Annotated in this window: 18 protein-coding genes and 1 pseudogene; 14 read left to right on the forward strand and 5 right to left on the reverse strand. The window is 56.9% G+C overall.

Features of this window, described 5'->3' with window-relative positions; translation table 11 throughout:
- Positions 1 to 765: 765 nt before the first annotated feature.
- Positions 766 to 981 carry a hypothetical protein gene (locus A7X77_RS10095; protein WP_064682814.1) on the reverse strand — a complete coding sequence of 72 codons (216 nt, stop codon included), beginning with the start codon at positions 979 to 981 and terminating at the stop codon, positions 766 to 768.
- Between the two features lie 116 nt (positions 982 to 1,097).
- On the opposite strand from A7X77_RS10095, the gene A7X77_RS10100 reads away from it, so the two are divergent.
- The 10 genes from A7X77_RS10100 to A7X77_RS10150 all read left to right on the forward strand — a co-directional run bounded on the left by A7X77_RS10100 (position 1,098) and on the right by A7X77_RS10150 (position 10,544).
- A complete protein-coding gene (locus tag A7X77_RS10100; protein ID WP_064682815.1) occupies positions 1,098 to 1,658 on the forward strand; it encodes a hypothetical protein in 561 nt (186 codons plus the stop codon).
- A gap of 1,048 nt (positions 1,659 to 2,706) precedes the next feature.
- On the forward strand, positions 2,707 to 3,072 hold the full coding sequence (locus A7X77_RS10110; RefSeq protein WP_064682817.1) for a hypothetical protein: 366 nt from the start codon (positions 2,707 to 2,709) through the stop codon (positions 3,070 to 3,072).
- A gap of 200 nt (positions 3,073 to 3,272) precedes the next feature.
- Positions 3,273 to 4,925 carry a cytochrome-c oxidase, cbb3-type subunit I gene (gene ccoN, locus A7X77_RS10115; RefSeq protein WP_064682818.1) on the forward strand — a complete coding sequence of 551 codons (1,653 nt, stop codon included), beginning with the start codon at positions 3,273 to 3,275 and terminating at the stop codon, positions 4,923 to 4,925.
- Positions 4,926 to 4,929: 4 nt separating this feature from the next.
- Complete coding sequence (gene ccoO, locus A7X77_RS10120; RefSeq protein WP_064682819.1) at positions 4,930 to 5,682, forward strand: cytochrome-c oxidase, cbb3-type subunit II; 753 nt, start codon at positions 4,930 to 4,932, stop codon at positions 5,680 to 5,682.
- A gap of 9 nt (positions 5,683 to 5,691) precedes the next feature.
- Positions 5,692 to 5,862: a CcoQ/FixQ family Cbb3-type cytochrome c oxidase assembly chaperone gene (locus A7X77_RS10125; RefSeq protein WP_064682820.1), complete on the forward strand. Its 171-nt coding sequence runs from the start codon at positions 5,692 to 5,694 to the stop codon at positions 5,860 to 5,862.
- Entirely contained in the window at positions 5,853 to 6,734 is an 882-nt protein-coding gene (ccoP, locus tag A7X77_RS10130) for a cytochrome-c oxidase, cbb3-type subunit III (protein WP_064682821.1), read from the forward strand. The genes A7X77_RS10125 and ccoP overlap by 10 nt, the downstream gene beginning before the upstream one ends.
- 210 nt (positions 6,735 to 6,944) lie before the next feature.
- On the forward strand, positions 6,945 to 7,751 hold the full coding sequence (locus A7X77_RS10135) for a DUF2189 domain-containing protein (RefSeq protein WP_064682822.1): 807 nt from the start codon (positions 6,945 to 6,947) through the stop codon (positions 7,749 to 7,751).
- Positions 7,752 to 7,757: 6 nt separating this feature from the next.
- Positions 7,758 to 10,031, forward strand: coding sequence for a heavy metal translocating P-type ATPase (locus A7X77_RS10140; protein ID WP_064682823.1), 2,274 nt, complete (start codon positions 7,758 to 7,760; stop codon positions 10,029 to 10,031).
- Positions 10,028 to 10,180, forward strand: a complete 153-nt coding sequence (gene ccoS, locus A7X77_RS10145) for a cbb3-type cytochrome oxidase assembly protein CcoS (RefSeq protein ID WP_064682824.1) — start codon at positions 10,028 to 10,030, stop codon at positions 10,178 to 10,180. Before A7X77_RS10140 ends, ccoS begins: the two co-directional genes overlap by 4 nt.
- Positions 10,181 to 10,238: 58 nt before the next feature.
- The gene (locus A7X77_RS10150) at positions 10,239 to 10,544 is read left to right on the forward strand and encodes a hypothetical protein (RefSeq protein ID WP_064682825.1); all 306 of its coding nucleotides are present in this window, start codon (positions 10,239 to 10,241) and stop codon (positions 10,542 to 10,544) included.
- 256 nt (positions 10,545 to 10,800) lie between these two features.
- Here A7X77_RS10150 and A7X77_RS10155 read toward each other — a convergent pair whose 3' ends face one another.
- From A7X77_RS10155 to A7X77_RS10165, 3 genes are all read right to left on the reverse strand, one after another.
- Positions 10,801 to 11,568 (reverse strand): hypothetical protein, encoded by a 768-nt coding sequence (locus A7X77_RS10155; protein WP_064682826.1) that lies wholly within the window; start codon positions 11,566 to 11,568, stop codon positions 10,801 to 10,803.
- A 371-nt stretch (positions 11,569 to 11,939) separates the two neighbouring features.
- Positions 11,940 to 12,407, reverse strand: a complete 468-nt coding sequence (locus A7X77_RS10160; protein WP_064682827.1) for a GIY-YIG nuclease family protein — start codon at positions 12,405 to 12,407, stop codon at positions 11,940 to 11,942.
- 144 nt (positions 12,408 to 12,551) lie between these two features.
- A complete protein-coding gene (locus A7X77_RS10165) occupies positions 12,552 to 13,094 on the reverse strand; it encodes a hypothetical protein (protein ID WP_197486827.1) in 543 nt (180 codons plus the stop codon).
- Between the two features lies 1 nt (position 13,095).
- Here A7X77_RS10165 and A7X77_RS33010 point away from each other — a divergent pair.
- The 4 genes and pseudogenes from A7X77_RS33010 to A7X77_RS10185 all read left to right on the forward strand — a co-directional run.
- Positions 13,096 to 13,424, forward strand: a pseudogene (locus tag A7X77_RS33010) (IS3 family transposase); the annotation flags it as partial.
- A gap of 138 nt (positions 13,425 to 13,562) precedes the next feature.
- Positions 13,563 to 14,837 (forward strand): metallophosphoesterase family protein, encoded by a 1,275-nt coding sequence (locus A7X77_RS10175; RefSeq protein ID WP_064682829.1) that lies wholly within the window; start codon positions 13,563 to 13,565, stop codon positions 14,835 to 14,837.
- A complete protein-coding gene (locus A7X77_RS10180; RefSeq protein ID WP_425348650.1) occupies positions 14,838 to 16,937 on the forward strand; it encodes a hypothetical protein in 2,100 nt (699 codons plus the stop codon).
- Complete coding sequence (locus A7X77_RS10185) at positions 16,930 to 17,958, forward strand: hypothetical protein (RefSeq protein ID WP_064682831.1); 1,029 nt, start codon at positions 16,930 to 16,932, stop codon at positions 17,956 to 17,958. The genes A7X77_RS10180 and A7X77_RS10185 overlap by 8 nt, the downstream gene beginning before the upstream one ends.
- A 121-nt stretch (positions 17,959 to 18,079) precedes the next feature.
- On the opposite strand, the gene A7X77_RS10190 is transcribed toward A7X77_RS10185, so the two are convergent.
- Positions 18,080 to 19,636: an ISL3 family transposase gene (locus A7X77_RS10190; RefSeq protein ID WP_064682832.1), complete on the reverse strand. Its 1,557-nt coding sequence runs from the start codon at positions 19,634 to 19,636 to the stop codon at positions 18,080 to 18,082.
- Positions 19,637 to 19,865: the final 229 nt, after the last annotated feature.

Here is a 19,865-nt window from a genome sequence, read left to right on the forward strand (position 1 = left end):
TCGTGAGGGGCGAGCGGGTGTCGTAATCGTCTCACGGCGGGCGCTTTTGGCAGTCGCGTCACCCCCGAAGGCCACGGAGACCAGGCTAATTCAATACGCGGCCATCTTCTGCGAAATCGCAGTCGCCCGCTCCAGGATCATCGACGGCAACCGGGACATCTTTCTGGTTACGGCGAACGATGTCATGAACTGGCTCCGGGGTTGGCGGCCTGCGGAGTCGGTTATGTTGCACCGACACACAGCCAGAGCGGCGTCGCCGAAAGCAGAAGTCCTTTCGCCACGTCTCGTTTGGGACGCAGGCAAAGCGGTGTAGAGGCTGTTGCTACCTGCATTGAAAGCGTCCGCGGGCCTGCTGCTTGGAGAGGCCCCGAAGCGAACCGTCGTCGCAACGTCTTCTGTTGGCGAGGATGAGCTTCAACAGCTCCCATTCCGTAACGGCGGTCCGTTTAAACCACGGTTCCGTCGCGATTTCTTCATGAATTCGGCCAACTAGAGCAGCTTCATCCGGTTCCAGATTGAGCACTGAAATTGTCCTTTTCGGTATTTGTCGGTGAAACTGCAGCCCGATCTGAACCGGGTGGATGCACGACAGCTCCTTAGTCGATGTGAGCCGTCGTTGCGTGGAAATGGATGGCCCCTTCTCTCCTGTCAGGGCGGCCATCACTCGGACTTGCCATGGTCATCGGGGAAACTCACCCGAGGTAGCCGATCATCGCTCCCTCGACAATTGGACGTCTTTGATGCAGGTCCACCACGCGTAAGCTTTCAATCGTCATTCTGGAAAAGAGCTGTCGCCAGGTAGCCCCCGCCGATCGTGCTCGCGAAAAGGTAGATGAACAGGCCCTGCGCCAGCCATCGCTCCGAAACGTTCGAGGGAAACATTTCCGAGAGGCCATTGATCCAGACAATGGCGCCCGCGATGCCGCCTATCGCGAATCCGATGGCGAGACGAGTGAGCATGAAAGAGATCAGCGGCGGCATTCGAACCTCCATCCCGATCTCGGGAAACGAGCTCGAAGGCAAGCGGTTCCGAACATGATCTGAATCAATTACACGCACAGAGAAGAGTGCGAGGTAGCGGCACGAAGGAGACAACCGTGGAACATCTTGCATTCGCTTCCGCATCATTCGCCTTGCTCGTGCTTCCCGGACCCACGAATGCGATGCTCGCTCTCTCAGCCACTGAGCTGAGCACGATCCGCACACCTCTTCGTGTCGGAACAGTCGTCGTGGGATATCTTGTAACCATCGTCGGCATCGCCAGTATCGCCGGCCCGCTTCTCCACGATCATGTGGCGGTCGAGCGGATCGTCAAGCTGGCCTCCGCTTTCTGGGTGCTTTATCTGGGGTTCCGCCTCTGGGCCCCTGTGCAGTCTTCGGAAAAGTCTCTGATCGGAAACGTTCGCCTGCTGGTTACCACGCTGCTTAATCCAAAGGGCGTTGTTCTTGGCCTGACGATGATCCCGCCGTCCCAGAACTTGTTGCCGTCTGCAGCGATCGCAACGATTGCCGTCGTCGTGACCGTGACATCCTGTCTGTGGCTTCTCGCCGGTCGCCTTCTCCTCGTTGGCAGTCGTCGCGTCGCTGTTGCTCGCAAGGCCGGTTCCGCGATTCTGTTGCTATTCTCCACCTTGCTGGCCAGCAGCGCCCTATCCTGAGGACCGACGGGTTCCGCGCTCCTCAGGCTTCAATCTCCCACTAGAAGCAAGTTTCGTTATGTCAATGATCGCTCTTAGATATGCTAATGTTGCCATCGACGGTCGCAGGAGGAATCTGATGATCGGAGATGATGGGAACTGGCGGACTCCCTGTCCGCACTTGCAAAAATAGCTATCTCCCGCGGTGATTCGAACCCTTGCCGACGGCGAGATTTCAGTCAAGGCACTTGCCCGCTTGCGTAGGCCTCAACCAGTCGGCCCTGTCGCGGCATTTGAACGTTAACGGGCGCAAACTTCAATTGCCTCACGAGTTCCCTTGCGCAGGAGAAACGGCTGCAGGATGGTTTTCACCCACGAAAGCGCCTTAGGGCGCGACCACAACAAGTGGTTCCAAGGCATTGCGCGCTGCCGGATACATTCGCGACAATTTTCAATGGTTGTCAACGGCTACCCGCTCGATGGTGCCAGGCTAACCGCACGTACTTGAAGTCGGCATCATCTATGTATCTGGCCATCCGTTGCCGCTGCGAACTGCAAGCTGCTGAGGACACTCTCGCGCAGTGGCACCCATGCACGGATCCGTTGGCGCTCCCACGTCACAAACCGATGAAATTGCCTGGCGCCCGATGTACTTCCTGAATGACCCCAGGGCCTTCGAGCCGCCCTTCGACCTGGGCCGCCCGCAAAGATCGACACTCGAACGTCCGATGGTGATCGCAACCACTCAGTCGACCAACCGAAGGATCACCTTGGTGAAGCCGAATTTCAAGGGTTCGAAAGACGAGGAGAATCTCCGTTACAGCGACTCCTGGGGAGCTCGAGAACCTGTGGAGAGACCCTGGATCGGCCAGTTCACACCCTCCCATCTTTTTCGACATCGCATGGACTAGAGGGTCCGGGAAGGGTGCATCGCGGACAGATCAACGTCCGACACCGATACCTGGGGAAATCTGCCTCCAGGGTACGTCGGCCGAAGATTTCATCAGCCAGACGTGCTCTGGCTACGCTAACCTCGGTCGCTGGATAATTCTAAGGAAGCTAAATACCGATGCCCTTTTTTCTGGTCAATCATACCTCCCTTGTCGAGGCGGATGACGAGATTGCAGCTGCCGAAAGGATACTGAAGAGGCTCCGAGATGGAGGTGCACAGACGTTCACCGTCAAGTTCGATGAGGAAAACGTGCACCAAGTTGTTCTACAGGTTGCGCAAGCGGTGCCGCTCTCTGATTCGCATCCCATCGAGCCGGAAGTCGGTGCCAGCGACGCTCTTGAAAAAACGCCCGCGCTTATCGCCGATCGCGACATCCCCAGTGCAACGATGAACAGGGGCCATCTGAGCAGAGCGATCACCAGCCTTCTTATTTTTGCGGCTGGCCTTTCTCTGGGCTTCGGTGCCTACGCCTTCACCCAGTAGTATCGCTCGTCCAGGAAATCCCGTCCGCGGCGTTGACTATGGACGCCGCCCGTCCATATGGTTTCGCAACCCCATGGAACTGGCTGCGTACATCATTGTGGCTACGTGGGCGCAGCCGAGCCGAGCGGCAATGGCGTAAAAAGGCAGGAATTCCCGTAGTATTCGGAGCTTGGCCTGAATGTTCGAATGGGGGGTATGAAATGGGACAGCTCACGACAGGGGAACGGGACCTCGCAGGAGGGGTTCTGGTTTTCATGGCCGTTGTCGGGATAGCAATGGCAGCTATGGGGGGAATGGAGCCGCTCGGCATTCACGGCGTCATGGTGCTCTTGTGCAGCGTTGGCCTTCTGTTCGTGCTCATGTCCAGTGCGTTTGGTCCAGCTCCCGATCCCGCCCGGTTGAGCAAGTACTATGACGATCCGATCAAGGTCGGTGTGGGCTTTACCCTCGCATGGGCGATCTTCGGCATGTTCATCGGCGTCTGGGCTGCCGCCCAGCTTGCATGGCCGAGCCTGAACTTCGACACGTCCTGGGCGAGTTTCGGCCGCATCCGTCCCGCTCACACCTCTGGCGTGATCTTCGGCTTCGGCGGGAATGCCCTGATCACGACATCCTACCACGTCGTCCAGCGGACGTCCCGCGCACGTCTCGCCGACCAGTTTTCTCCCTGGTTCGTTCTCCTTGGCTTCAACCTGTTCTGTCTGATCGCGGTTTCCGGCTACTTTCTCGGCGTCACCCAGTCGAAGGAATACGCGGAGGCGGAGTGGTACGCAGATATCTGGCTGGTTGTCGTCTGGGTGGCATATTTCGTCCTCTATGTGAGAACGCTGGCGCGGCGGAAGGAGCCGCACATCTACGTCGCCAACTGGTACTACATGGCCTTCATTCTCGTCGTCGCCATTCTGCACATCGTCAATAACCTGGCGGTACCGATTTCATTCACGCAGGCGAAGAGCTATACGATCTGGGCGGGGGTACAGGATTCGATGGTGCAGTGGTGGTATGGCCACAACGCCGTCGCCTTCTTCCTGACGGCCGGCTTTCTGGCCATGCTCTACTACTACCTACCCAAACGGGCGGAGCGGCCGATCTTCTCCTACCGCCTATCGATCCTGAGCTTCTGGGGCATCACCTTCTTCTATATGTGGGCCGGTTCCCACCATCTGCACTATACGGCCCTGCCGCACTGGGTGCAGAACCTCGGAATGACCTTTTCGGTGATGCTGCTAGTGCCGTCCTGGGCTTCGGCGGGGAACGCCTTGCTGACGCTCAACGGGGCGTGGCACAAGGTGCGGGACGACGCTACGTTGCGCTTCATCATGATGGCGGCGTTTTTCTACGGGCTTTCCACGTTCGAGGGGTCCTTCCTCGCGATACGTCCCGTCAACTCCCTGTCCCACTACACCGACTGGACGGTGGGGCATGTTCACGCGGGCGCGCTGGGGTGGGTCGCGATGATTACGTTCGGGTCGCTCTACACACTTGTGCCGTCGATCTGGAAGCGAGAACGGATGTACTCGGCGACACTCGTGGAGGTCCACTTCTGGCTCGCTCTCGTCGGTACGCTCATCTACGTCTTCGCCATGTGGAATTCCGGCATCATCCAAGGGCTGATGTGGCGGACCTATTCCGAAGACAATGCCCTTGTCTATTCCTTCGTCGATACTCTGGTCGCGATGTACCCCTATTACATCGCGCGCGCGTTTGGAGGGTTGCTGTTCCTTATCGGCGCGATCGTCGCGTCGTACAACGTCTGGATGACCGTCCGGACTCCGAACGCCGCGCCGTCTCCTGCGGGTGATGATGTTCCCGTCGGGGAACATCCAGCCACAATTCCATCGGCCGCGGAGTAAGCACATGACCGATACGCCCCACAGGAAACTGGAACGGTCCGCGACTGGCTTCATGCTGGCTATCGTGGCCGCCGCCAGCGTCGGCGGGATCGTCGAAATAGCTCCCCTTTTTACGATCGACAACACCGTCGAAAACGTGGAGGACATGCGCCTCTACACGCCGCTGGAGCTCGCCGGACGTGACATCTACGTCCGCGAAGGATGCTACGCATGCCACAGCCAGATGATCAGGACGTTGCGTGACGACGTGGAGCGGTATGGCCCGTATTCGCTTGCTGTTGAGTCAAAGTATGACCACCCGATGCTCTGGGGATCGAAACGCACCGGACCGGACCTCGCCCGCATCGGTGGCAAATACTCAGACTTCTGGCATGTCGCCCATCTGAGCAACCCGCGGGACGTCGTCCCGGAATCCAACATGCCGTCTTACCGTTGGCTCGCCACGACGCCCCTGAAGCTCGGCAACCTGCCTCTTATGCTCCAGGCGCAGCGCGCCGTGGGCGTGCCTTATACCGACGAGATGATCGCCAGCGCTTCTGCCGATGCCCGTGGCCAGGCCGTGCCGGACAGCGAGCAGTCTGCTGGCGTATCGGAGCGGTATGGCGCGGCAACGCAGGTTTCCGCATTCGACGGCGTGGCGACGAACGTCACCGAAATGGATGCGCTCGTCTCCTATCTTCAGGTGCTGGGACAGCTGACGAAAGCCGCTTACGATAGCACCGCGGCCCCCGAACGGATGCCCAACCCCAACAATTAGGAGGACGCGATGGAGTTTACGCACGACACGGTCGTCGCAATCTCAAAAAGCTGGGGCCTGTTTTATCTGATCGGATTTTCGATCTGCGTGATCGTCTACACCTTCCTGCCCTCGAACAGGAAAAGGTTCGAAAGCGCCGAGAGGGAAATTTTCGACAAGGACGATGGCCCATGGAAGTAGAAGAGGTCGATCCCGTCAGCGGCCGCAAGACGACGGGCCACATCTGGAACGGCATCAAGGAGCTGGATACCCCGATACCGCGGGGCGTTCTGCTGTTCCTGATCGTCACGCATGTATTCGCGGTGCTCTGGTGGTTCCTACTTCCCACATGGCCGCTCGGCAGGACCTACACGAAGGGGCTGCTCGGCATTGACCAGAAGACGACCGTGGAGGAGACCTTGCGTGAAGGGACGGACGCCAGAGCCTCGTGGATGAGCAAGATCGACAGCATGTCCTACGACGAGATACGGGCGGACGAGCGGCTCATGGCGACGGTGCGGACCACCGGTAACCAGCTCTTCGGCGACAACTGCGCAGCCTGTCATGGCCGTGACGGCAAGGGTGGCAACAACTATCCCGACCTGACGGACGATGACTGGCTTTGGGGAGGCGGGCCGGAGAAAATCCAGCAGACCCTGATGGTGGGCATCAATTCCAGGCATCCCGAAACCCGCGTTGCCCAGATGCCCGCATTCGGCAGGGACGAGATGCTCGATCGTCAGCAGGTTCTCGACGTCGCCGCCTACGTCATCTCCCTGAACGATCCGACAACGTCGACCGCCAAGAACGTCAACCAGATCGACAAGGGCCGCGAAGTGTTCCTCACCACCTGCGCCGCCTGTCACGGTGAGAACGCGAAAGGAAAACCGGATGTCGGCGCACCAAACCTCACTGACGGTCAGTGGGTGTATGGCGGCAGCCTGCAGAGCATCGTCGATACCATCCACGGAGGGAGACAGGGGCATATGCCGACGTGGGACGAACGGCTTTCGCCGTCCGAGATAAAAATCCTCGCGCTCTATGTGAACGCACTCGGACAACAGGAGCCCTGAATGACGGAGACGGCGGGAAAAAGTCGTGGATGGGTCAGGCCATTGTGGATACTCTCGGCTGCTGTGCTGCTCGTGCTGCTGGCGAACGCACATCTCGTCTACGTCGCCGTCTCCTCACAGCCCGACTGCGTCCCCCATCTCAAGGAGAGGGGCGGTTCACCCGGAGCATACCGGGCCGCCAAGTCGGCATGTTGATGTCAGGAGATCACGATGGCCACTAGAGACAACACGCCCGTTCTGGTTTCCGAGCTATCGGACATCGAGGAGACCCGTAACAAGCGATACAAGCGTGACGTCTCCTACGAAGCGCCTTTCCGCTGGCTTGCGGCTGGATGGCGTGATCTCTGGACCCGGCCTGTCCCGAGCCTCATCTATGGTGTGGCAGTGTTTGTCGCCTCCTTGGTCTTCATCGTCTACATGTACGATACCGGGAGAGACTACTTCCTGTTTCCGGCGCTTGCGGGCTTTATGATCGTGGGGCCGCTTGTCGCCGCGGGGCTCTATCTGAAGAGCCGCAGTATCGAAAGCGGCCAACGCGTCACCCTCGGGTCAATGCTGTCCGTGCAGCCTCTCGCGGGAGCTCAGGTGTTCTTTACCGGAATGGTCCTCACCATGCTCATGCTCCTGTGGATGCGAGCGGCCGTCCTGGTCTACGCGCTGTTTTTCGGGGTGCGACCCTTTCCGGGGCTCGACCACGTCGCGGCCATGCTTGTCATCAGTCCGGTCGGCTGGGCGATGCTTGTCGTCGGCAGCCTGATCGGCAGCCTGTTCGCGGGCTTCGCATTCGCCATCAGCGTGTTCTCGATCCCGATGCTCCTCGACCGCAGGGTGGATGCAATGACGGCGATGGGCGTGAGCATGGCGATCGTGTGGAACAACCTCAGACCGATGTTGCTTTGGGGCGCGATTGTGCTGGCGCTCTTCCTGATCTGCGTTGCCACGGGGCTTATTGGATTGATCGTGATTTTTCCCTGGCTCGGACACGCGACGTGGCACGCTTACAAAGAGATGCGGTAGACGGACATGACGTGCTGCACCTCGAGCACTGCTGCGATAGGTATCGGGCATTCTGACGGATGTTCGCCGGAGGAAGTCGCGTTCTCAAGCCAAGAGCTGAGAGACGGAGTTCGACAGATCACCCTGTCCGTGCCCGAAATGCACTGTGCCTCCTGCATCCGGGCGATTGAGAATGCCTTGGCGGCAGTCGACGGCGTTGAGGCCGCCCGCGCCAACCTTTCTCTTCGGACGGTTGTCGTGAACTGGAAAGGAGATCGCGGGGCACCCCCCGATCTCACGGGCGCGCTGTCGGCTGTCGGCTATTCGTCCCATCTGCCGACCACCGATATGGGGGAGGAGGATCGCGTTCATTCGCACCTGTTGCGCGCCCTTGCCGTCGCAGGGTTCTGTTCCATGAACATCATGCTGCTTTCGGTTTCTGTCTGGGCCGGTGCAGACGCAGGAACGCGGCAGGCCTTTCACCTGCTATCTGCCGCTTTGGCTCTTCCCGCCGTCGTGTATTCCGGCAGCGCCTTTTACGCCTCGGCGTGGCGCGCGCTGGTCCACGGCCGGATGAACATGGATGTGCCGATCAGCGCCGGCGTGCTCCTGTCATTCGGCCTTAGCCTCTACGACGCCATTGGCAACGCGGCGCAAGCGTATTTTGAAGCAAGCACATCGCTGTTGTTCGTAGTTCTCGGTGGGCGTATGCTGGATCACATGATGAGGCGAAGGGCGAAGTCGGCAGTAGCAGGACTGGCGCGCATCATGCCTCAAGGTGCAAACCTCGTGGAGGCCGACGGATCGGTCGGTTACGTCCCCCTGAAAGAGGTTCACCCCGGATCGCGGTTGCTGGTGGCAGTCGGCAGCAGGGTTCCCACGGATGGCATCGTCGTCGAGGGCCGGTCAGAAGTGGACAGCTCCCTCGTCAGCGGGGAAAGCGCCTGGCAGACGATCGATCTCGGAAGCCGGGTTCGGGCGGGCGCGATCAACCAGGGTGCACCCTTCGTGTTGACCGCCTCCGTCGCTCCTGCGGACTCGCTTCTCTCGGAAATGACAAGGATGCTCGCGGCCACAGAAAACAGTCGTTCGACCTACCGACGCCTGGCGGATCGCGCGGCGGCCCTTTATGCCCCTGTGGTCCACTCCCTGTCTCTGCTCGCCCTGATCGGCTGGTTCTACGGCACAGGCGATATTCATAGAGCGTTGACGATTGCGATCGCCGTTCTTGTCATAACGTGTCCTTGCGCCTTGGGGATCGCCGTGCCGATGGTCCAGGTGGTCCTCGCGCGCCGCCTGTTTGACCGTGGAGTAATGGCGACCGACGGCTCCGCCTTCGAGCGCCTGGCCGGAATCGACACCGTCGTGTTCGATAAGACAGGCACACTCACGACCGGCCAACCCAGCCTTCTCAACCTCGACGAGATATCGGAGGAACACCTTGCCATTGCCGGGTCGATGGCGCGTCTGTCGCGACACCCGATATCCATGGCATTGTCGGCAGCTCACTCGAACTCCGGTCCAGGGCTGATCGCCTTTGACGAGACGCGAGAGCTCGCCGGCTACGGCCTCGAGGCCACGATCGGCGCAGATATCTATCGACTTGGTAAGGCTGAGTGGGCGGCAGGCGCGGGTTTCACTTCGGGGGACGGGGAGCCACCGCCCATCAGTCTGTCGCGGAATGGCCAGGCGTTGGCGACGTTCACGTTCGGGGAAACACTGCGTCCCGGCGCAGCTGATCTCGTCAAATCCCTTCAGGCGAAGCGGATCGGTGTTCGGATACTGTCGGGAGACTCCGAGCCCGCCGTCGCGCGGATCGCCCACTTCCTGAACATCGAAGGATTTTCAGCCGGTCTGCTGCCCGGCGAGAAGGTGACGGCCATCGCCGACCTGCAGGTACGCGGCCATAAGGTCCTGATGGTCGGCGACGGGATAAACGACGCCGCCGCGTTGCGCGCTGCGCATGTTTCGATGGCACCGTCAACGGCAAGCGACGTCGGACGTAGCGCCGCCGACTTCGTGTTTCTGGGCGACAGTTTGTCGGTGGTCGACGAGAGCCTCGAGGCGGTGAACAAGGCTATGGGACTGGTCAGGCAGAACTTCGCGCTGGCGGTGATCTACAATATTGTCAGCCTTCCGCTTGCGCTTGCCGGATTCGTAACACCTCTCATCGCGACCGTGGCTATGTCGTCATCGTCCATTCTCGTGGTAGCAAACGCGCTCAGACTATCTGTTGGCGGGAAACAGATAGAGCAGGAGCGAATGCCTCGGCCTCACCAAGTGGTGGAGGCGCGCGCATGACAGCTCTGAGCGTGTTGGTCCCCTTGACCCTCGTGATGGGAGCGGCGGGCCTGCTGGCCTTTCTGTGGTCGATGCGGTCGAAGCAATATGAAGACCTCGATGGCGCGGCCGAAAGAATATTGTTGGACGACGATGACATTACCGATTGACGCTGAGGGAAACCGAGCGGGGTTGATTGCGTTCTAGGAATGAGACAAAGGAGCGAGCATGGCTACTGAAACGGGACAGGACACGCCTGCGGAACAACCATCTGGGACCAAAGCACATCGCATTCTGATCGTTGACCCGGCCGATGCGGTAACCGGAATGAGTATCGTCTTCGGAGTGATCGGCGCGCTGGTGGGCGCTATTGCCGCCGTGGTTGTGACGCCTGGCCTCAGCCTCGCTGTGTTGGGCTATTGCGTGCTTGCCGCCCTTGCAGGCGGTTCGGCAGGTATCGTCACAGGGGGAATGGTCGGTGCAATTCTCGCCGTTGCGAAAGGAGTTACTCCGCCGCGGGACATTGGCAGTTAGATGTCCGACAATCGGCTCATGCGAGGCCTCGCCAGCTATATCCGCCAGAACGACAGACAATTCGGGCACTGTCTTCCCCAGAGCAGTACGACGCGATACTCCTCCGCGCCGAAGCGGCGTTCGAACTCGAACTAATCCACGGTTCTGGGTCACTCTTGAAACTGCGGCGCCGTTTGTCGCTTTGCCTTTAATTCCGAGATTTTTCGCGTTGTTCGTCGACAGACGCCATTTTTTGCCCTTAAATACGAGACGCCGATCAGCTTCGTTCGACAGTATTTGATGCTGAGGCGCGACGTCGGTTCTCAATCTGGCGACCGATCCGGTTGACGGTTACGAGCAAGCGGTCGTCCTTTCGATAACTCCGGAGCAAGGCGACTGTGGCGAAGTCATCGATACCAGTGGCAAACAACGCCGCTTTGAGTAGCGGACGCTTCTGGACTACTGCAATCGCGGCGAGACAGAAGAGACGGATGTCCGGATCGAAGCTCCGCAGTGCCAAAACAGGATCTCCGCGGATATTCTTTAGTGCCATCGTAAAAGTAACGCTCCGCATTGCCCGTCGGATTTGGCGGATGCTGTTCTGCATTACCGCTTGTTCAAGCAGAATCGACCCAGTCCGCGCGCGTTGAAGCAATTTTTGAGGCAGGACGGCCTTACCCAATTTGGGTAACGTCGGCGTGAGCATCGCCCCACAGATTTGACAGTCGAATGCCCAAGCTCGCCGCCAATGCTTGAGTGCGAGGCTGCGCATCGTACAGTTCGGACAGGCTTGGAATGGAAAAAGCGCGGTCAGCGCAGCTTCGGCATCATTCAATGCCGGAAAGGTCAGGGACTGGACAAGTTGAGGAGTAACCCTCGCGGCCAAGGCGATTTTTTCGGCCGTGCCTGCTTCGAGCCCAAAATCGAGAGAAACCGCATACCGATAATCTAGGCCAACGTGCGCCAGGAGATCGACGAAATCGCAGTAGTTGGAAGTCGCAAGCCGTCTAAGCCAGCCAGAAAGCAACTCGTCTTGGATAGGCATGACGGTTTTTGGCAGCGGGCGCAGTTTAGGGGCCTTGACCTCTAACTCTTCGAAGGACCCGCAATTTGCAGCGCTTATTGATCGCTTCGCAAATTCTGCAAGTGCAATGACGAGGCCGAAGAACGAGATCTGCGTGATTCAGGGCCGAAGCCGTCGCGACAGCAAAGAACCGCCCTTAAAACTCAAAGTGGTCGCCTTGAAGGGACACGAACCTGCGACCCCTTTATCTAAACTCTAACCGTCTGAAATTACTTGCCTTCTTCCTTATTCGAATGACCGAATAACGCTTGCAACGGCCTCCGGGCTAAAGTTAGGTTACTCTCTCACATGCCGGGACAGCATGGCGGACGTGACCGTTCTTGACTGAAAGCCTAGCGCCGTGGCTTTTGGTTCATTGATTCCTGCTTCTGAAATCTTGGTAGCGACAGCTTCTGGCTTGCTTGTTCGATCAGAAATTCCGCCATGCCCTCGCCATTGAACCAGTAAATGAAATCCACGGAGTTTCTGTCCGGGCTATCATCGCTAAACGCCGTGAAGCCCTCCAGCAGCAAATCCAAGGCATCGTTGTCGCCTGTAAAATCGAACCACTCTCCTGAGTACCAATAGCTTGCAAAGCCGGTATGTAGGCACCGTTCGTGATGCGACATTCCCCAGAACGGTTTTTGCCCGATTAACGTCATGTCGGGTAGCCAGGTTTTCGCCGCCTTGAGTCGATTTGTATCCCGCTTGGACTTTCCAATTTTGTACTTGCCATGGTTCTCGACGATGTAAATATATCCAGGATCCACTCGGCTGATCTGCCAAACTGGCATTATCGTGCCGGCATCTTTGAAAATCATTTTATGGCTCCCATTCGAGCAGACGGCCCGATTCTGAATATCGGCAGGAACCGACGTTCGAATTATGGATGGAGGGCGTCATAAATCCCGCCCGATGCGAAAATATTGAGCTTATCGGCACGCGTGGAAGTGTCTCATCGAGTTTCAGAGCGCTAGCTCAAGTTCCTCCAACTGATCTCGCCACCAATAGATTGCTTCCCGCAGTAGTTGATGACCATCCATATCTAGCGTGTCATGAAAAAGACCTTTCTCATCTACCTCGACACCGAATTGATAGGCCTTCAGGAGATTGTTTCGCTCATCTTCGATGAAGTCCCAAAATATCCAGTTATGCCCTCTTTCAACTTTCCATTTCGCCCACATGTCATTGATTGCGCGTTTGTGTAAGGTCGATGTCTCCACGTCGACTTTAGCTAAGACATGTCCGATTACACGAAGCAACGTGACTTGGCTCAGCCACATCATTCTCCATTCTGGGTGTTCATCATCGCACTCTTGATGGTTAAAAGAAAAATATATCCCTAAAACCTCCCAATATGGCTCCCACGCAGCAAGTGTTGTTTTCCCTGCTTTCTTTACGAAAAGATCATCCCGACCGTTCGCAATATGCCTTTTCATAATTTTATCTCCAACGATCATGTTTTGAAAATCACCAGCTTCGACAATGCGACTTGGAAGATCTTTCAAGAAAGAAATGGTGACGCCCGCGGCAAGCCGGAAAGCTGTTGCAAATCTGACGGGTTACCACGAGATCAGCGAACGGCGGGCGTTTAAAGCCATCGACTTTTGCCGGATGACGATCCGTTACGAAAAGGCGCATCGATGACCATGACCTTCGCGAGTGAATGAAGGCGCTGGCGCATGAGCGCCATCGCTTTGGATATCGACGCCTTCATGTGCTGCCCAGGCGCGAGGGTCACCTTGTGAACCACAAGCGGCTTTTCCGGTTCTACCGCGAGAAGAAGCTGACGTGGTGGCCGTAAGCGAGCGATGGGCACACGCGCGCCGATGCTGATCCATCTTTGGCGCTCAATTTCCGGCCACCACGTGTCTACGAATGTGCCGAGCTCTCCACAAAATTCTTCTACTGCCGCTCGACTCTGCGTTGCAGTTAATCCGAGCGACCGTTAATAGGGATAGTGGAAGAGGGCCAGAGTGTTAGCTAAGATACGGTTGCTGCAGATAGGTGACATACATCTCGTCTCAAACGCGAGTAGCGAAGCTTTTCTTGACGACAAGGATACGACATTCCCTTTCAACTTGAAGAATATTATCTCCCGTAACCCCCTCAAGACGGTCTTTCGCAGGATTTATGAAATCATCGAACACGGTGATGTCGATTGCGTCTTGATCATGGGAGACCTGACGGACTACGGCAAGCTGGACGGGTATGCTGCTTGCGCGAAATATCTCGCAAGCGCCCTGCAGATCGGAAGCAAGGGGATCCACCACGACCTTCCTGTCGGTATCGTTCCGGGAAATCACGACATCGATCGCGGTCTTGCAAAGGATCCTGGTAGCAACACCAAATTTGCTCCCCTTCTCCAGGCTCTCGCTGAAGCTGGATTACCTCCCTTACCGGTCGTCAAACCCATCCCGGTCACAGTTCCCAAAGGACCGTCCCGCGCGGAAATTTTTTTGCTGAACAGCTGCTGGGGATGCGGCGAAGAAGCGTTTATACCGCCAGAATTCCGAACCCAGATTGCAGCAGCTATCGAGGCCGTCATCACCGGCCCTGACGCCGACGGTGCCATCAAGGCTTACTATGACCGCCAATTGGATACACCCGCGATTGCCGAAGACAGTATCGCAGCTGTCGTTCAAGCGCTCGAAGGGACCCCTGGATCGGCCATCGCGGTACTCGTGGCGCATCACAACCTCCTGCCGCAGCGAAGGACCCGGCTTGCGCCCTACACAGAACTGGTCAATGGTGGCGCCTTGCGCGGAGCACTCGGTGAACTCGGGCGACCGGTGGTTTATCTCCATGGACATATCCATGAAGATCCCGTGGAAGTCGTGCAACTCCCGAACGGTGCTCCTCTGGTATCCATCAGCGCCCCAGACATCCCCAAGGGATTCAATCTGGTCGACATTCTCTTTGGCGAAAACTCATTGCCGCTTGCCTGCCACGTGACGCCGTTTCGGATGGATAAATCCGGTCTCCTGAAGCGCGAAACGACGATTTCGATCTCGTTGAACAATGGTCGTCGTCGCAGCTCGGACCGCAGTACTGGGTTTGTTTTCGCAAAGATTGTCGAGGCCGGCCAGATCTATTGGCCTGAACTGAAGGCACTGGTGGAAAATGCATCATTAGATCTGTCCGATGAGCGATTGACCACGATTGTTGAAGAGCTTTTCGCCGAAAAAAGCATTGACATCGGCAACTATGATCTCGAGCAGAAGAACTGGATTCTGAGAGGGGAAATCTGAGTGGTTGTTTTAAATCCCTTCCGTCCGACAAGGTGGGAGCATGATAGCTCCGGTTCGCCCTTGATCTGGTTTACGCCGATAGCGGCACATCTATCTGCAGACAAATCGGTATACGTTTATGGAAGTCGCGGGAGTGGCAAGACAACCCTGCTGAGGAGCATATGCTGGGAAGACCTGCTCACCAATCCCTCTCTGCAGATTCAAAAAACCATTTCAGACTTCAACCATATTGGAATCTATATACGGCTGCCAGACCATGTCTCGGGATCGATGGGATACATGGGCTGGAACGAAATCTTTCCGGGATCACCCAACCCAGATTATGAATTCTTTCGTTTCTACTCACTTGCTCTCGAGCTGATCGCTGCCGAAAAGGCGCTATCGGCGACTCATCAACTGCGTGTCGAAGGGGTGATGTCACTCTCGGCCGGCGACGAGCTTTCGCTCGTCACCAATACCTGTGACGAGTTCCCACAACTGTTGACCTTCACGGAAAGATCGCCGACAACCTTCATCGATCTGGCAAGAACGCTTCGGACCCTTGTAAGGAGGATGAACGAGGCTTGTGGCCGCGGTCAGGTACCCGGCCTTTTGCCGATGTTGCCGGCTCGCGAGCCTTACGAGTTCCTGGCATTTGTCATCGAACAGCTTTCCAGGGCGGTCGAGCACGCGAAAAGTCCAGGCGGTACAAAACTTGGGTTCAAGTTCTGCCTCGACGACTGTGAAGTAATGAGTCCTCTGCAGCGGAAATCTGTCAACACGCTGGTTCGCAAAAGCCGGTTTCCGATTTCATGGGTCGTCTGTTCGGTCGGTGAAGCGATCGAAGCCGGCGACACGTTTATTGACGAGCAACCTCTCACCGATGCGGATCGGCGCGTCCTTTCCCTAGACGATCGAAGAAGCCCGGAATTTCTTGCACTATGCGAAGCGGTTGCCAGTCTGAGGGTCTACTTCTCGATCAAGGAGGACCGGAGGCCACCAATCTCCGGATCAGAAGTCGCAAACTATTTCTCTCTCAAAAGTCGCCTCGGGACCGTCGTGGTCAATGATATGATCGACACGATGATCAAGCGCTCCACAGCCCCTCTGGCAGTACAGATCAGGAAAGCTGCCGATTACCTCGACGGTCTGGGCCTGAGCCATTATGGGCTCGGAAAGACCGCGAATTCCGCGCCTCCGTACTACCAGGCCTATGTCCTTCTCCATTGGACCGGCTCAAAGGAAAACTTCACGGCAAATCCGCCCATGGATGATTTCTCGAGGCTAGAGAAGAACGCCAGAATGCTGAAATCGAGGAGCCAGCAAGCTTGGTTGCGCCGTAAGAACGTTGGAGCGATGCTTCATCTGGCAAACCGCCTTGGCTACCGAAAGCTGCCCCTCTCGGGAGTGAGCATCGTCACCGCATTGGCAGACGGCTCGATCCGAGACTTTCTCGAGATTATGGCGGAAATTTTTGATCGCTTCGCGCGGCAGACAAAGGCCCGATCGCCCGAAGATACTCTGGAGAAATTTGTACGCTCTGGCGGCAAGATCGCAAACCAGCTCCAGACCGATGCCATCTATGCGTCAAGCGACGCGTTCTATGACGGGATCGGGATATTGACGGATTCAAATGCGGAAGCAGTCCTCAGATTTGTCAACGCGCTTGGCCGACTAACACACTATCTCCAGGCGGATTTTGAAGACACCTCCGCGCTTGCAACCTCGGAACGAGGGCTGTTCTTCGTGGAGCAGGCGCGCACATATGCGGCAAACGCTGCTCAGATCGAGGCAGTCAATCAAATTATCCACCGCGCTGAACTCGCGGGATATCTTCGTGCAACGACGTCCAAGCGCACAGTGGATGAAGACGAAGAGGAGACGCCGAAGATCACGGGCTTCCGGCTCCACCGGCGTTTTGCGCCTCGATTTATGTTCTCATACCGAGGCGCCTATGAGCCTGTCAGGCTCACGGAGGATGTCCTCTTCCAGGTATGTGTTGGAGCGCTCGACACCAAAGCCGACGAATGGGCCCGGCAATATGCACGGAAAATCGGCTCGTCTGAAGCTCGGCAGCTCTCACTTAATCTGCGTCCCGAGGTGATCAACTTCGATGATTAGTGATGTTCCAGTCGGTACGCTCAGTATTTCGGAGCAGATTCTCAAGGATCAAACCCCGCTTCGCGATCGCTACGATCTGGTGCTGGCGGCTGTGAGTTGGGAAAGTCGATGCCATGCTTGTGCAAATCTACTGGCGGGTCGAGCGGACCAGACGTTGATCATACATTTCGCTTCATCCGACGGTGAGATGGAAAAGCGCAAGAAACAACATCGCGAGACGATTGAAGCATATCTGTCCGATGCCAGGTTTCTCGACCTCCACCGCTCCTCCCAATTCACCGAAAACGCTAAGGCGCTTGAGGCGGAGATCACAAAAATCGCTCGCACCAAGGGGCGGGCCTTGCGGGTCTTGATGGACATGACCTGCATACCAAAACGGTATTTGCTGTTTCTAATGGGCCTCGGATTTCGACGCGAGATGTTCTCCTCCATCGACATCGTCTATTCAGAGGCTGAAAAATACGAAATTGAGATTGCTCCTACCGATCTGTCTGGGCAGCAAAGTGCGCTGATCTCCGAGGGTGAATGGACATCTGCACAGATCCCCTACCTGGAGGCGGACAATTATGTCCCGACAAAACGCGATCTCTATATTTCCGTTGGCGCGGAACTTACACAGGCGAGCCCGATCGTCGATCGCTTCGAACCCAACAAGCTCGTGTTGTTCCACATCACGGAAGGTCAGCGCCGGCTGCCGTCTTCTGTGATTGATCGCGAAAAGCCTGCCTTGGATCAGCTCAGCGCAGTTTCAGGCGTTCGACAGGAATATTTTGGCCTGCATGAGATTGCGGGGGTTGCGACCAGCGTACTGAAAAGCCGCACCGGAAGCACGACCTGCTTTGCAATTGGGCCAAAGACCCATGCCGTAGCATTCTGCCTAGCGGCTCTCGCAGATGACCAAATCCAGGTTGTTTGCAGGACGCCATCTGCCTATGTGGTCAACGAAGTGAAAGCATCGGGTACAACATATTTCTACCGAATTCACGATCGATTTGATCCATGCTCATTTTGGGACGAATGATGACGGCGCTTGCTAGTTTCCACGCCGCAATGCGATGTGACCTGGCGGCTGCCGAGGACGACCTTTGAATGTCAATCAGCATCCAAAATTGGGTCTGACGCATTTTTGATGACGATTTCTTTCACATTGCCCCGATCAATCGTGCCTGAAGAAGATCCAGCTTGGCACGCCCATACATTTGCCTTTTAACGAGCTTCAGCTTGTTGATCTGTCCTTCGACCTGGCCGTTCGACCAAGGTTCTGTGATGGCGGCGGACACCGCTGCCTTGTCTTTTAGTATCCCGTTGGCGAAGGGGGCGAACAGACTGTCGCGCGCATCAGCGATCCATGGGTCGAGTTCTGTCCTGGCCTTCCTTCGGATCATTGTCTGGAACCGATCAATTAGATTGCGGGCTTGGATCAAGGCGGGAACGCCGGCTTCTATGGCCGCAATGGTGATGGTGTCAGCTTTACTCAGTTGATCGCGAGCAGTTGTCATCAATCGGGCAATCGTTCTGGCGGATGGCACTTTTTGAAGTTGCTGGTCGCAGATCCGCTCAGACCGCCGTCGCCTTGCGGCCCACTCGCCGACGACACGAGAACAACCACGGAAGCCTTTGCACTTTAGCTGTCGCCAGAGTTCAGCGCCGTTGTGCTGCCCAGATCTCCAGAGTTGATCTAACAGCGGCAGATGGGCCTCAAGGGAACTTTGTCTGACACGGAACACATCAGTTCTGTGACCGCGGACGATCTGGCGAACTGTGCCGCGGCTATAGCCGGTTTGTCGCACGATTTCCTTTATTGGAACGCCATCGGAGGACAGCTTGGTGATCGTCGAATTCTCGTCCTCACGCCGCAGATAGCTGTCATATTGCAGTCGTTCAGCGCAGGTGAGTAGCGCAGGATTGATCGTCGTAGCACCAATTGCGGTACGGATCGCTCGCATGGATTTGCGCACGACGTCGAGGAACGCCGCGCTGGCGTTCTCCATCAAATGCCAACGATCTGCGACCTGCATGGCATGGGGTAAAGCCTTGGCGGCAGCTTCACGATAGCCACCGCCTCGGTCGCGGGAAACAATCGCAATTTCGGGGTGCTGAGCAAGGAAGGTGGAAACTGTCGCGATCTCTCGATCGGGCAGAAGCTTTATAATCCTTCGCTTCTCAAGATCACATACGACGGTGCCATAGCGGTGATTGCGGCGGAAAGCCCAATCGTCGACGCCGACGACGCTTAGCGCGTCATCCGACGCCGCGGATCTTCTTCTCACCGCGCGGATCAGGGTGTCATTGCTGACTGGGATCATCAAGCGTTTGGCAAAGGCTGCTGCGGGCCGCCCTCCCAGAGCCAACCCGAGATGATGTACGACGGTATCAAGCCGAGCGGTCCGACGGCTGCGCTCCGGAACGACAAGCTCTCCAAACCTTTCGACGAAGATCCGGCGACGGCAGAATGTCATCTCACAGATAAAGCGCCTTGCCGATAATCGCAGTTGGACCCTGGTGCCAGCACAAGGCAAATCAGCAATTTTCCGAACGTAGCGGCTATGAACACGATCTGACATTCGGTTGCATAAAGGGCAGGAACGTCGATCGGCGGCAGCCCGCGCTGAAACAATGATAACCCCGTTGCTCTCGTCGGAACGCTCAACAATCAATCCGGCCGGGATCAGGGACGACAGACGAAACTTGGTCGCCATGGTGCTGATTCCTTTCTGATAACCGCGCCAGTTTCGACCGCGAAATCATCAAATATGAGTCAGACCCAAATTTGCACGCCGAAACACACTTTGAATGCTCGAGAAAGCAAATGGACATGGCTGAACTCTCACAAGAGCATGTGATCATAAAGAGACTTGGATCTGAACTGGCGCCGGCCTTGCAGGGCGCGAAGACTATTTTCGTTTAAACCGCCGATAAATTCTCAAC

The organism is Rhizobium bangladeshense (assembly GCF_001662075.1).
Lineage (GTDB): Bacteria > Pseudomonadota > Alphaproteobacteria > Rhizobiales > Rhizobiaceae > Rhizobium > Rhizobium bangladeshense_B.

Coding starts and splice junctions, on each gene's coding strand:
- A7X77_RS10160 (WP_064682827.1), bottom strand. CDS start 12,407: ATGATTTTCAAAGATGCCGGCACGATAATGCCAGTTTGGCAGATCAGC.
- ccoS (WP_064682824.1), top strand. CDS start 10,028: ATGACAGCTCTGAGCGTGTTGGTCCCCTTGACCCTCGTGATGGGAGCG.
- A7X77_RS10135 (WP_064682822.1), top strand. CDS start 6,945: ATGGCCACTAGAGACAACACGCCCGTTCTGGTTTCCGAGCTATCGGAC.
- A7X77_RS10185 (WP_064682831.1), top strand. CDS start 16,930: ATGATTAGTGATGTTCCAGTCGGTACGCTCAGTATTTCGGAGCAGATT.
- A7X77_RS10140 (WP_064682823.1), top strand. CDS start 7,758: ATGACGTGCTGCACCTCGAGCACTGCTGCGATAGGTATCGGGCATTCT.
- ccoN (WP_064682818.1), top strand. CDS start 3,273: ATGGGACAGCTCACGACAGGGGAACGGGACCTCGCAGGAGGGGTTCTG.
- ccoP (WP_064682821.1), top strand. CDS start 5,853: ATGGAAGTAGAAGAGGTCGATCCCGTCAGCGGCCGCAAGACGACGGGC.
- A7X77_RS10110 (WP_064682817.1), top strand. CDS start 2,707: ATGCCCTTTTTTCTGGTCAATCATACCTCCCTTGTCGAGGCGGATGAC.
- A7X77_RS10150 (WP_064682825.1), top strand. CDS start 10,239: ATGGCTACTGAAACGGGACAGGACACGCCTGCGGAACAACCATCTGGG.
- A7X77_RS10190 (WP_064682832.1), bottom strand. CDS start 19,636: ATGGCGACCAAGTTTCGTCTGTCGTCCCTGATCCCGGCCGGATTGATT.
- A7X77_RS10095 (WP_064682814.1), bottom strand. CDS start 981: ATGCCGCCGCTGATCTCTTTCATGCTCACTCGTCTCGCCATCGGATTC.
- A7X77_RS10125 (WP_064682820.1), top strand. CDS start 5,692: ATGGAGTTTACGCACGACACGGTCGTCGCAATCTCAAAAAGCTGGGGC.
- A7X77_RS10155 (WP_064682826.1), bottom strand. CDS start 11,568: ATGCCTATCCAAGACGAGTTGCTTTCTGGCTGGCTTAGACGGCTTGCG.
- ccoO (WP_064682819.1), top strand. CDS start 4,930: ATGACCGATACGCCCCACAGGAAACTGGAACGGTCCGCGACTGGCTTC.